Annotated in this window: 11 protein-coding genes; 7 read left to right on the top strand and 4 right to left on the bottom strand. The window is 72.4% G+C overall.

Features of this window, described 5'->3' with window-relative positions; translation table 11 throughout:
- Nucleotides 1-25 precede the first annotated feature (25 nt).
- Nucleotides 26-856 (bottom strand): hypothetical protein, encoded by an 831-nt coding sequence (locus tag ACIQ6Y_RS11630; protein WP_404035907.1) that lies wholly within the window; start codon nt 854-856, stop codon nt 26-28.
- 237 nt (nt 857-1,093) lie between these two features.
- On the opposite strand from ACIQ6Y_RS11630, the gene ACIQ6Y_RS11625 reads away from it, so the two are divergent.
- The 4 genes from ACIQ6Y_RS11625 to ACIQ6Y_RS11610 all read left to right on the top strand — a co-directional run bounded on the left by ACIQ6Y_RS11625 (nt 1,094) and on the right by ACIQ6Y_RS11610 (nt 8,525).
- Complete coding sequence (locus tag ACIQ6Y_RS11625) at nt 1,094-3,928, top strand: alpha/beta fold hydrolase (RefSeq protein WP_404035904.1); 2,835 nt, start codon at nt 1,094-1,096, stop codon at nt 3,926-3,928.
- Complete coding sequence (locus tag ACIQ6Y_RS11620) at nt 3,925-4,779, top strand: ABC transporter permease (protein WP_404035901.1); 855 nt, start codon at nt 3,925-3,927, stop codon at nt 4,777-4,779. Before ACIQ6Y_RS11625 ends, ACIQ6Y_RS11620 begins: the two co-directional genes overlap by 4 nt.
- Before the next feature lie 150 nt (nt 4,780-4,929).
- On the top strand, nt 4,930-6,486 hold the full coding sequence (locus ACIQ6Y_RS11615) for a von Willebrand factor type A domain-containing protein (RefSeq protein WP_404035898.1): 1,557 nt from the start codon (nt 4,930-4,932) through the stop codon (nt 6,484-6,486).
- A 95-nt stretch (nt 6,487-6,581) separates the two neighbouring features.
- The gene (locus tag ACIQ6Y_RS11610; protein ID WP_404035895.1) at nt 6,582-8,525 is read left to right on the top strand and encodes an AMP-dependent synthetase/ligase; all 1,944 of its coding nucleotides are present in this window, start codon (nt 6,582-6,584) and stop codon (nt 8,523-8,525) included.
- A gap of 68 nt (nt 8,526-8,593) precedes the next feature.
- Here ACIQ6Y_RS11610 and ACIQ6Y_RS11605 read toward each other — a convergent pair whose 3' ends face one another.
- The 3 genes from ACIQ6Y_RS11605 to ACIQ6Y_RS11595 all read right to left on the bottom strand — a co-directional run bounded on the left by ACIQ6Y_RS11605 (nt 8,594) and on the right by ACIQ6Y_RS11595 (nt 10,070).
- Nucleotides 8,594-8,992 (bottom strand): rodlin, encoded by a 399-nt coding sequence (locus ACIQ6Y_RS11605; protein ID WP_404035892.1) that lies wholly within the window; start codon nt 8,990-8,992, stop codon nt 8,594-8,596.
- A gap of 423 nt (nt 8,993-9,415) precedes the next feature.
- Nucleotides 9,416-9,556: a hypothetical protein gene (locus ACIQ6Y_RS11600; RefSeq protein WP_404035889.1), complete on the bottom strand. Its 141-nt coding sequence runs from the start codon at nt 9,554-9,556 to the stop codon at nt 9,416-9,418.
- Nucleotides 9,557-9,668: 112 nt separating this feature from the next.
- Nucleotides 9,669-10,070, bottom strand: a complete 402-nt coding sequence (locus ACIQ6Y_RS11595; RefSeq protein ID WP_404035886.1) for a rodlin — start codon at nt 10,068-10,070, stop codon at nt 9,669-9,671.
- Between the two features lie 227 nt (nt 10,071-10,297).
- Here ACIQ6Y_RS11595 and ACIQ6Y_RS11590 point away from each other — a divergent pair, with 227 nt between their 5' ends.
- The 3 genes from ACIQ6Y_RS11590 (at nt 10,298) to ACIQ6Y_RS11580 (ending at nt 12,030) form a co-directional block, all read left to right on the top strand.
- Nucleotides 10,298-10,714 (top strand): rodlin, encoded by a 417-nt coding sequence (locus ACIQ6Y_RS11590; RefSeq protein ID WP_404035883.1) that lies wholly within the window; start codon nt 10,298-10,300, stop codon nt 10,712-10,714.
- A 277-nt stretch (nt 10,715-10,991) separates the two neighbouring features.
- Nucleotides 10,992-11,249 (top strand): chaplin, encoded by a 258-nt coding sequence (locus ACIQ6Y_RS11585; protein ID WP_404036409.1) that lies wholly within the window; start codon nt 10,992-10,994, stop codon nt 11,247-11,249.
- A 139-nt stretch (nt 11,250-11,388) separates the two neighbouring features.
- Nucleotides 11,389-12,030 carry a hypothetical protein gene (locus ACIQ6Y_RS11580; protein WP_404035880.1) on the top strand — a complete coding sequence of 214 codons (642 nt, stop codon included), beginning with the start codon at nt 11,389-11,391 and terminating at the stop codon, nt 12,028-12,030.
- Nucleotides 12,031-12,259: the final 229 nt, after the last annotated feature.

Here is a 12,259-nt window from a genome sequence, read left to right as displayed (position 1 = left end):
GCCCGGGCACGCGGGGTGCCCGGGCTCAGCCCTGCTGCGTCTGCATCTGCTCGACCTGCTCCGTGAGGTCCCCCGTCTCGGCGGCGGGCGGAGCCTCGACCCCGGCGGTGGCGCCGAACTTCAGGAAGTCCATGGTCATGCTGACGTTGCCGATGTCCTGCTTCATACGGACCGGCAGGTCGTCCTCACCCACCCAGATGTCCATCACGATGGTGGACGGGTTGCCCGCCAGGTTGGTGAACGGGTTGTCCTCGGTGTAGGCGTCGGCGAACTTGCCCAGTTCCTTCTCGCCCAGCTCGGCGCGGTAGTGCACCGTGCTCTTGCCGTTGATCGTCTCCTGGCCGAGGTCCTCGACGTCCTTGGCGAACTTCAGGCCCCGCATGGAGGCGGCCGGGCTGCTCGCGCCGGGGCTCGTGCTGAGCGCCTGGGCGCCCTTCTCGCCGAGCACCGCCGACGCGTCGATCTTCATCCACTCCTTGCCCGCGATCGGGCCGGAGGACTGCGGGTCGATGTCGTAGTAGTAGGCGCCGTCCACGAACAGCATGCGCGTGGTCGGCGCGTCCTGGAGCGCCTGCATCTGGGCGGCGGCGGTGTCCATCTCGACGTCGAAGGCGTACCCGTCGCCCCAGGAGTACGTGCCGTTCATGCTGACCGGTGTGCCGTTGCCCATGTCGGCGGTCATGTTCATCTGCGCCGACCCGATCTTCTCCGTCCGGTCGGTCGCCCGCGCCAGCGCCGCCATGATCGTGTCGGCGTTGTCGACGGCGGCCTTCTGCGCGGCGCCGCCGCACGCGGAGGTCGTCACGAGCGCGACGGCCGTCACGCCTATCCAGGCAGCCGTGTGCCGCACCTTCATGTATCCCCACCCCATAACTGTGTGTCAGTTGTGAACGGCGACTGTAGCGGAGCCCACTGACAGCCCCGTGACCGCCCGGGTTTGCCCAGGTGAACTCACCGGCGCCCCTGAGGGGCCCGGGCCTTCGCCCGTACCACGGCTGCGGTACACCCGGCGGGGCCCGTACGCCCGGGGGAGGTCGGAGGGTCCGACCGGAGGTTGTTCCGGGTTGTCGGTGGCGGCCCGTACCGTGGGCGCATGGATCTTCGAGTGCCCGGACTGCGGGGCCTGCTGCGGGGACCGCGGCGGCTGGTCGCCGCCGTGGCCGCCGTCGTCGTGCTGGCCGGAGCCGGGACATGGACCGCGGTCGCCTCCGACGAGCAGCCCGGGGTGCTCCGCACCGACCAGGTGCTGGCCGGGGCGCGCGGTGCGCGGATCGACACCTCCTACTTCACGTCCGCGACCGGCGGCCGCCGCCCCGCGGTCCTGCTCGCGCACGGCTTCGGCGGCAGCAAGGCCGACGTCCGCGAACAGGCCGAGGAGCTGGCCCGCGACGGATATGCGGTCCTGACCTGGTCCGCGCGCGGCTTCGGCGAGTCGACCGGGCGGATCGGGCTGAACGCCCCCGAGGGCGAGGTCGCCGACGCCTCGAAGCTGATCGACTGGCTCGCGCGGCAGCCCCAGGTCCGGCTCGACGAGCCGGGCGACCCGCGCGTGGGCGTCGCCGGTGCCTCCTACGGCGGCGCGGTCGCCCTCCTCGCCGCCGGACACGACGACCGGGTGGACGCCATCGCCCCGGCGATCACCTACTGGAACCTCGCCGACGCCCTGTTCCCCCACGGCGTGTTCAAGAAGCTCTGGGCGGGCATTTTCGTCAACTCCGGCGGCGGCTGCCAGGCGTTCGAGCCCCGGCTGTGCGCGATGTACGAGCGGGTCGCCGAGTCCGGCACCCCGGACGCCGAGGCCCGCGCGCTGCTTCAGGAGCGCTCGCCGTCCGCGGTCGCCGACCGCATCGACGTGCCCACCCTCCTGGTCCAGGGCCAGACGGACTCCCTCTTCCCGCTGGACCACGCCGACGCGGCGGCGAAGGCGATCCGCGCCAACGGCGCCCCCGTCGACGTCGACTGGATCGCCGGCGGCCACGACGGCGGCGACCTGGAGGGCGACCGGGTCCGTTCCCGGGTCACGGCCTGGTTCGACCGCTACCTCAAGGACGACAAGGCTGCTGACACCGGCCCCGCCTTCCGGGTCACCCGCACCGGAGGCGTCGACTCCACCGACGGCACCGCCCAGTTGCGGGGCGCCGACGCGGACGCCTACCCGGGCCTGCGCTCCGCCCCGCGCGAGATCGCGCTCAGCGGCGGCGAGCAGACCTTCGCCAACCCGGCCGGCGCGAGCCCGCCCGCCGTCTCCGCCCTGCCCGGCCTCGGCACCGGCGGCGGCCTCGCCCAGCTCTCCTCCCTCGGCCTCGGCGTCTCCCTCGACTTCCCCGGCCAGTACGCCCGCTTCGACTCGACGCCACTGCGGCAGAGCCTGCGGATCACCGGCTCGCCCACGGTCAGGGTCCACGTGGCCTCGACGAGCCAGGACGCGGTCCTGTTCGCCAAGGTCTACGACGTCGGGCCGGACGGCAGGCAACAGGTGCTGCCGTCCCAGCTGGTGGCACCGGTCCGGGTGGAGGGCGTAAAGGGCGGCGTCGGTGCCGGGAGGACCACGACCGGCGAGGTCGGGGCGGACGCGAGGAAGGCCACGAGCGGCCAGGTCGGCGCGGGCGCCGGGAGGCCCACGACCGGCAAGGTCGGCGCGGGCGCCGGGAAGCCCACGAGCAGCAACGGCAGTGCGGGCACCGGGAAGACCACGGCCACGACCGGCAAGGACGTCACCCTCACCCTCCCCGCCATCGACCACGAGGTCGACAAGGGCCACCGCCTGCGCCTGGTCCTGGCCTCCACCGACCTCGGCTACGCCTCCCCGGCGGCCCCGGCGACGTACACGGTGTCCCTGGAGAGCGCCCTGTCCGTGCCGACGGCCCCGCGCGTGGAGACCGCCGCCGCCCCGCTGCCCGCATGGGTCTGGTGGCTTCCCCTCGCCGGCGCGGTGACCGCCCTGGCCCTGCTGCTCGGCGCCCGCCGCCGTACCGCCGCGCCCGCGCCCGACCCGGAGCTGGCCGAGGTGCCGCTGCAGATCACCGATCTGAGCAAGAAGTACGCCAAGGGCGACCGCTACAGCGTCCGCGACCTGTCCTTCCGGGTGGAGAAGGGGCAAGTGCTCGGCCTGCTCGGGCCGAACGGCGCGGGCAAGACCACCACCCTGCGCATGCTGATGGGCCTGATCCGGCCCGACGCCGGCGAGATCCGCGTGTTTGGCCAGGCGGTCCGCCCCGGCGCGCCCGTGCTGTCCCGGGTCGGCGCCTTCGTCGAGGGCGCGGGCTTCCTGCCGCACCTGTCCGGCCGGGAGAACCTGGAGCTGTACTGGCGGGCCACCGGCCGCCCGCCCGAGGACGCCCGTCTGGAGGAGGCCCTGGAGATCGCCGGGCTCGGCGACGCGCTGGCCCGCGCGGTGCGCACCTACTCCCAGGGCATGCGCCAGCGCCTCGCCATCGCCCAGGCCATGCTGGGCCTGCCCGACCTGCTGATCCTGGACGAGCCGACGAACGGCCTGGACCCGCCCCAGATCCGCGAGATGCGCGAGGTGATGATCCGGTACGCGGCCGGCGGCCGCACCGTGATCGTCTCCAGCCATCTCCTGGCCGAGGTCGAACAGTCCTGCACCCACCTGGTGGTGATGGACCGCGGCCGCCTGGTGCAGGCCGGCCCCGTCGGGGAGATCACCGGCAACGGCGACACCCTGCTGGTCGGCACCGCCGCACCCCTGGAGGAGGCGGTGGTGGAGAAGGTGGCCGCGCTGCCCGGTGTCGCCTCGGCGGCCCGCGCGGACGAGGGCCTGCTGGTCCGGCTGGACACCGAAGGCACGGCCGGCACCCCGCAGCGCCTGATCGCCGAACTCGTCCGGCTGGATGTGCCGGTGACCTCGGTCGGCCCTCACCGCCGCCTGGAGGACGCCTTCCTCACCCTGATCGGAGGTACCGCATGAGCACGCTCACCGAGGCCGCCTCCGGCTACCGGCCGGGCCGCACCCTGCCCCTGCGCGTCGAGCTGGTCCGCCAGCTCGGGCGCCGCCGCACCCTGGTCATGGGCGCGATCCTCGCCGCGCTGCCGTTCGTGCTGGTCGTCGCCTTCGCCATCGGCGGCGAGCCGGACGGCGCCGACGGCCGCGTCACCCTGATGGACACGGCGACCGCGTCCGGCGCCAACTTCGCCGCGGTGAACCTGTTCGTCTCGGCGGGCTTCCTGCTCGTCATCCCGGTCGCCCTGTTCTGCGGGGACACGGTCGCGAGCGAGGCCGGCTGGTCCTCCCTGCGCTATCTGCTCGCCGCCCCCGTGCCCCGCGCCCGGCTGCTGTGGTCCAAGCTGGCCGTCGGGCTGGGGATGAGCCTCGCCGCGATGATCCTGCTGCCGGTCGTCGCCCTCGCCGTCGGCACCGCCGCCTACGGCTGGGGCCCGCTGGAGATCCCCACCGGCGGCGAGCTGGCCGCGGGCACGGCCGCGCAACGGCTCGTGGTGGTCGTCGGGTACCTCTTCGTGTCCCAACTGGTCACCGCCGGGCTGGCCTTCTGGCTGTCGACCAAGACCGACGCCCCGCTCGGCGCGGTCGGCGGCGCGGTCGGCCTGACCATCGTCGGCAACGTCCTGGACGCGGTGACCGCCCTCGGCGACTGGCGCGACTTCCTGCCCGCGCACTGGCAGTTCGCCTGGGCCGACGCCATCCAGCCCCGCCCGGAGTGGTCCGGCATGATCCAGGGCACTGTCCTGTCCATAACGTACGCGCTGGTGCTGTTCGCGCTGGCCTTCCGCGGTTTCGCCCGCAAGGACGTCGTCTCCTAGGTCACCGGAGGATCACCCACCGGTCTCGGCGGGCCTGTGTCGTGCCCGCTTCGAGACCCATCCGCAACACCCCGTCGCGCACGTTCCGGTCCGTCACGCCGTCACAGTCACAACAGACCACGGCGTGAACGGACCGAGGGGGCACAGCGGATGGAGCGACACGGGACACAGCGGCGGCGGTGCGGACGGCGGATCGGCGGGGCGCTGACCGCCCTCGCCGCCGCCGGCGGACTGCTGCTCACGGGCTGCTCGGGCACCGGGGACGGCAGCGACGCCTCGAAGGCCGAGCGCGGCTTCCCCGCCCCGCGGCAGACCGCCGGCGACCAGGACCTGCGCGACGACACCTCGCGGGACCCCGACGACACCTCGCGGAACCCCGACGACACCGAGCGCGCACCCGACCTGCTCTCCACCTTCGCGCTCGACGTGGACACCGCCTCCTACGGCTACACCCGCCGCGTCCTGGCCGAGGGCCGCACCCCCGACCCGGCGCAGGTGCGGCCCGAGGAGTTCGTCAACAGCTTCCGCCAGGAGTACGCGCGCCCGGACGGCAACGGCTTCACCGTCACCGTGGACGGCGCCCGCACCGGCGAGGAGGACTGGTCGCTGGTCCGGGTGGGCCTCGCCACCCGGCTGCCCGAGCGGGAGAGCGAACGCCCGCCCGCCGCGCTCACCTTCGTCGTCGACGTCTCCGGCTCCATGAGCGAGCCCGGCCGCCTCGACCTCGCCAAGGAGTCCCTGGACGTGATGACGGACCGACTGCGCGACGACGACTCCGTCGCCCTGGTCACCTTCTCCGACGAGGCCGAGACCGTGCTGCCGATGACCCGGCTCGGCGGCCACCGGGGCGCGGTCCACGACGCGGTCGGCAGCCTGGAGGTCCTCGGCTCCACCAACCTCGGCGCGGGCGTCGAGACCGGCTACGCCACCGCCGTCGAGGGCCTGCGGGAGGGCGCCACCAACCGGGTCGTGCTGGTGTCCGACGCGCTCGCCAACACCGGTGACACCGACGCCGACACCATCCTGGAGAAGATCGGCGCGTCTCGCCGCGAGCACGGCATCACCCTGTTCGGCGTCGGTGTCGGCAGCGACTACGGCGACGAGCTGATGGAACGCCTCGCCGACCGCGGCGACGGCCACACCGTGTACGTGTCGGACGCGCAGGACGCCCGCGAGGTGTTCTGCGAGCAGCTCCCGCGCCATGTCGACCTCACCGCCCGCGACGCCAAGGCCCAGGTCGCCTTCGACCCGGCCACGGTGAAGGAGTTCCGCCTGGTCGGCTACGACAACCGGGCCGTCGCCGACGGGGACTTCCGCGACGACCGGGTCGACGGCGGCGAGGTCGGCCCGGGCCACACGGTGACCGCGCTGTACGCCGTACGCACGGCTCCCGGGGCCTCGGGGCATCTGGCCACGGCCACCGTCCGCTGGCTGGACCCGAGGACACGGACCCCGCACGAGCGCTCCGGCCAGCTGGACGCGGCGGCCCTGCACAGCTCCGTGGGCGCGGCCGCCCCGCGCTTCCAGGTCACCGCGGCCGCCGCCTACTTCGCCGACGCCCTGCGCGCCTCGGGCGACACCCGCCTGCCGGGAGCGCCCAGCCTCGCCCGGCTCACCGAGGACACGGAGGAACTGGCCGACCGCACCGAGGACCCCGCGGTGGAGGACCTCGCCGACGCCGTCCGGCAGGCGGACCGGCTGCTGTGAACCCCGCCTGCCGGCCCCATTGACCTTTCCTTACGCGCGAGTAAGTTGACGTCGCACCAAGGTCGTTCACCGGCACGTTCGCACCGGGAGCCGTCATGGGCGTACGCAGGGATCTCAAGCGGGCCAAGCAGCGCACCGACCTGGCCGGCCGTGCCCCGGTCGAGCTGATCAGGGACGACACCGGAGCGGTGCGCGAGGCCCGCGCCGCGCCCCTGGCGCCTCCCCAGGCCTCCGGCAGCATCGCGGACCTGCCCTTCACCAACGCGGCCGAGGCCCCCGACGCGGTGGTGCTGCGCCGCCGGGAGCCGGGCGGCTGGCGCCCGGTCACGGCCGCCGCCTTCGCCCGGGAGGTCACGGCCGTCGCCAAGGGCCTGGTGGCGGCGGGCCTGGAGCCGGGCGGCAGGGTCGCGGTGATGTCCCGCACCCGCTACGAGTGGACGGTCCTGGACTTCGCGATCTGGGCGGCGGGCGGCCAGGTCGTGCCGATCTACGCCACCTCCTCCGCCGAGCAGGTGGACTGGATCGTCCGCGACTCCGGCGCCCGCCTCGTGATCACCGAGACCGCCGAGAACACCGCGACCGTCCACGAAGGCACCGCGGAGCATCCGGAGCCGCCGCGGGTCCGAGAGCTGACGCAGACATCAGCCGCTGACGCGGCGGGGGGCGCCATCGCCGACCTCGCCGCCCTCGGCCGGCATCTGCCCGACGAGGACGTCACCAAGCGCCGCACCGCCCTGACCCCCGACACGGTCGCCACCCTCTGCTACACCTCCGGCACCACCGGCCGCCCCAAGGGCTGCGTCCTCACCCACGCCAATCTGCACGCCGAGGCCGCCAACACCGTCGAGCTGCTGCACCCGATCTTCAAGGAGGTCACCGGCCAGACCGCCTCCACCCTCCTCTTCCTGCCGCTCGCCCACATCATGGGCCGCACCCTGCAGATCGCCTGTCTGATGGCCCGTATCGAGATCGGCCACTGCCCGAGCATCAAGCCCGACGAACTGCGGCCCGCGCTCAAGGAGTTCCGCCCCACCTTCCTGGTCGGCGTGCCCTACCTCTTCGAGAAGATCCACGACACCGGCCGCGCCACCGCCGAGAAGCTCGGCCGCGCCGCCTCCTTCGACCGCGCCCACCGCATCGGTGTCCGCTTCGGCGAGGCGTACCTGGAGAAGTTCCTGGGCCGCGGCAAGGGCCCGGGACCGGGGCTGTACGCCGCGTGGGCGCTGTACGACCTGCTGGTCTACCGCCGGGTCCGCAAGGAGCTGGGCGGCCGGGTGCGCTACGCCATCAGCGGCGGCTCCCCGCTGGACCGTGAGCTCAACCTGTTCTTCCAGGCCGCCGGGATCATCGTCTACGAGGGCTACGGCCTGACCGAGACCACCGCGGCCGCCACCGTCGTCCCGCCGCTGGAGCCCCGCCCCGGCACGGTCGGCCGGCCCGTGCCCGGCACCGCGGTCCGGATCGCCGACGACGGCGAGGTGCTGATCAAGGGCGGCATCGTCTTCGGCGCGTACTGGAACAACCCACGAGCCACCGAGGAGGCCTTGACCGACGGCTGGTTCGCCACCGGTGACCTCGGCTCCCTGGACGACGACGGCTACCTCACCATCACCGGCCGCAAGAAGGACCTCATCATCACCACCGGCGGCAAGAACGTCTCCCCGGCCGTCCTGGAGGACCGCCTGCGCAGCCGCGCCCCCGTCGGCCAGTGCGTCGTCGTCGGCGACAACCGGCCCTTCGTCGCCGCGCTGATCACCCTCGATCCGGAGGCGGTCGCCCACTGGCTCGCCGTACGCAAGCTGCCCGCCGACACCCCGATGGCCGTTCTGGTGCGCGACCCGCGGATGCGCGCCGAGGTGCAGCGGGCCGTCGACCACGCCAACCGGGCCGTCTCCCGTGCCGAGTCCATCCGCGCGTTCGCCCTGGTGGAGGGCGAGTTCACCGAGGACAACGGCCTGCTCACCCCGTCCCTGAAGGTCAGACGCCATGCGGTGACCCAGGCGTACGCGGAACAGATCGAGCAGCTCTACGCCCAGTGAGCCCCGGACATGCGAACGGCGGGCCACCGTAAGAAACCGGGGCCCGCCGTCGCGGAGAGCGAGATGGCTCAGCCGTTCTTCTCGCCGTTGCCCGCGAGGACCGAGATGTCGTCCAGGATGTGCGACAGCGGCTCGTCGCCCTTGGCCTGGGTGGAGTTCTCGACACACTGCTGGTTCTGCGGCGCCGACAGGATCGGCACGTCCTGCAGGACTCCGACGGCGACGATGCCGAGGAGACCCTGTGCGTTGAGCTTGGCCGGCAGGCCGATGCAGGGCTTGTTCAGCGAGCCCTGGACCAGCGAGAGCTGCGGGCTCATGTTGCCGAACGTGGCCGAGTTGCCGAACTCCTGCGAGGCGCCGTTGCCGCTGGCGGACTGGGTGCCGTCGCCGTCACCGATGGCCATGGCCGGGGAGGCGATGCCGGCGACGGAAGCGGCGATAGCCGCGGTTGCCCACAGCTTCTTCATGTTCGTTCCCTTCGAAAAGCGGACTCCGGTGGGGAGTTGCATGATCGTCAACGGCGGGAACGCGGCCCAGGTTGCGGGAAATGGCCCGATCGGCGCAGCGCACTCCGATCATGGGACGAACGCCCCCCCCTCGGCGGCCGCGCCTCTCAGGGGCAGGCGAGCGCGCTCGCGCGCACGGCGGGTGAGGTGCGGGTGTATCGGGCGGGTCCTTGAGGCGGGGATGCGTACCGGGCTCGACCAGTGGCCGGTCCTGGCGCAGCCGTTCGGTGAGCGCACCACGGCTCTGCAGACCGCGCAGGGCCGCCACGAGGAACCGCCGCCGGCACTGGATGCGCCCCAGGCTGGCGCCGGCGTCGGTCTTCCGCGGCAGTACTTACTCCAGCGCGGCCCCGCCGCCGAGGCGATGCCTGCCGGGGCGGACGATCAGCTCCGGGCCGCCTGCGCGAGGATGTTCATCGCTCGCGGCGCCTGACGCCCCGGCAGCGCGGCGCCGCCGAGCAGCCCCGCGGCGGCGGCCGGCACGAGTGCGGGGACGGCGGCCCGGAGGCCGCTTCTCGTCATCACGCGACGCAACGTAGAACAGCGGGCCGCCGGGAATTCGGCGGCCCGCTGGCGGACTGTTCGGAAAATCAGTCCGAGAGAGCTGTGCGAGACAGCCCGTTCACCCCGTACGACGTCAGCCGTTCTTCTCGCCGTTGCCCGCGAGGACCGAGATGTCGTCCAGGATGTGCGACAGCGGCTCGTCGCCCTTGGCCTGGGTGGAGTTCTCGACACACTGCTGGTTCTGCGGGGCCGACAGGATCGGCACGTCCTGCAGGACGCCGACGGCCACGATGCCGAGGAGCCCCTGGAGGTTGGCCTTGGCCGGCAGGCCGATGCAGGGCTTGTTGAAGGAGCCCTGGATCAGCGCCATCTGCGGGCTCATGTTGCCGTAGGTGGCCGAGTTGCCGAACGACTGGGAGGCACCGTTGCCGCTGGCGGACTGGGTGCCGTCGCCGTTGCCGATGGCCATGGCCGGGGAGGCCGCGCCGACAACGGAAGCGGCGACCGCGGCGGTGGCCAGAACCTTCTTGATCACTTGGTTAAGTCCCTTCTGGAGAAACCCCGTCCACCGGAGCGCCCTGACCAACATGCCCCGGCCCTGCTTGGTTGTCCCTATTCACTCCGATGGCCCAATCCGGCGCCCGGCGATCCTTACGGGTGAATGGCCGCAACCAATCCCGTGGCGACGGGTTGATGCGAGAGCAGGCACCCGCTTGAAGGGGCAGCAGGAACCCGCGTCGCGGGTCAGGAAAGGAAAGCGAAATGCTGAAGAAGGCAATGGCCGCGGCGGCGATCGCCGCGTCCGTCGTAGGTGCGTCGGCGGCTGCCGCACCCCAGGCGCTTGCCATCGGTGACGGTGACGGCACCCAGTCCGCGAGCGGCAACGGCGCGCACTCCGCGTTCGGCAACGCGGTGACCAAGGGCAAGATGAGCCCGCAGGCCACCCTGGTGCAGGGCTCGGTCAACAAGCTCTGCGCGGGCGTGCCGGTGAAGGCCAACCTCCAGGCCATCCTCGGCATCATCGCCGCCGTCGGTGTGGCGCAGGACGTGCCGATCCTGTCGGCCCCGCAGAACCAGCAGTGCGCCGACAACTCCACCCAGGCCAAGGGCGACGAGCCGCTGTCGAACATCCTCAGCGACATCTCGGCGCTGTCGGGCAACGGCGAGGGCAACGGCTGATCAGCCGGCAGAGGCCGCCCGGGAAACGGTGTTGCACACGCCGTCCCCGGGCGGCCTCGTTCGTGCCAAACCTGTCCGCCGTTGAATGTCCCCACTCAGGCGAACCGTTTCCTCTCCTGTGCTGCATCGGTGTCAATTCTATGAGGGCGGAAGAGTGAATTCCCCCGCGACGCGCGTTCATTAGTTTCTTCGTCCGTCTATCCCTCGTTCTACAGCCTGCCGGTCATGGTGCGAGCCACCCCAGTTGAGCTCGCTCGGCTTCGGCCGTCAAAAGGGCGTGACCGCAGAGAAGGGAAAGTCCATGAAGAAGACCGCTGCTGTCGTCGCTGGCGTGATTCTGGCCCTGGGCGGGGCCGCGCCGGCCTTCGCCGACGGCGGGGCCGAGGCCACGGGTGTCGCTGTCGGCTCCCCGGGGTTCCTGTCGGGCAATGTCGTCCAGGTCCCGATCCACGTGCCGATCAACGTCTGCGGCAACACCATCAACGTGATCGGGCTGCTGAACCCGGCCATCGGGAACACCTGCATCAACGACTGACGTCGTCGAGGCGAGCAGCACCCGCGCGGCTGCGCATCGGCCGGCCCCGGACTGAAGCTCAACCATGTTCCGGGGCCGGCCTCTCCCATCCTCATCAAGCAGGAAGACAACGAGATTGCGACAGACCCTGAGTAGGGGAATGGTCGCGGCCGCTGCCGCGACGAGCATCCTGTCTCTGTGCGGCAGCCCCGCCCTCGCCGACTACATGTCCGGCGGGCCCGCCTCCGCCTCGCCCATCGCGACGTCGGGCACCCACCGCACGGGTTCGGACGACCACGACCACGGCCACGGCGAGAAGTCGCCCGACTCCTTCGGCGGCGGTTCCGGGGGCCCGTCGCACGAGGAGGGTGGCGGGTACGGGGGCCCCTCAGACGACGAGGGCGGATACGGGGGCCCGTCGGACGACGAGGAGGGCGGTTACGGCGAGACCCCGACGACGCCGCCGCATACGACGCCGCCGCATACGACGCCGCCGCACACCACGCCGCCGCATACGACGCCGCCGCACACCACGCCGCCGCATACGACGCCGCCGCACACCACGCCGCCGCACACGACGCCCCCGCACACCACGCCGCCGCACACGACGCCCCCGCACACGATGCCGCCGCACACGACGCCTCCGCACACGATGCCGCCCGGCGGTCACCACCACGGGCGCCCGCCGCACATGCCCGACACGGGCAGTGAGGCGATGATCGCCGCCTCGGGGGTCAGCGCCGTGCTGATCGTGGGCGGAGTCCTGCTCTACCGACGAGGCCGAGCCGCGTCCCGTCGATGACCACAGGTGCCCGGCACCCGTGACCAGCCGCGCCCCGGCTGACGACCCGTTGTCGTCAGCCGGGGCGCGCGCATGTGTGGGGCCCGGTCACCCGTGCGGTGGCAAGGCGCACTCGGACGCCGTATCCGCGCTGGCGTACTGCCCGTTCATATGACTCAGTGTCAATGACCCGTAGCAAAAAGGGCGAGAGAACACGTCAGAAGAACAGCGCGAGAGTGGAGAAAGGAGC

It is taken from the genome of Streptomyces sp. NPDC096205 (genome assembly GCF_044763135.1).
Taxonomy (GTDB): domain Bacteria; phylum Actinomycetota; class Actinomycetes; order Streptomycetales; family Streptomycetaceae; genus Streptomyces.
Note: the sequence above shows the minus strand (reverse complement) of the source record. Positions and strands in the feature narration are given on the sequence as shown.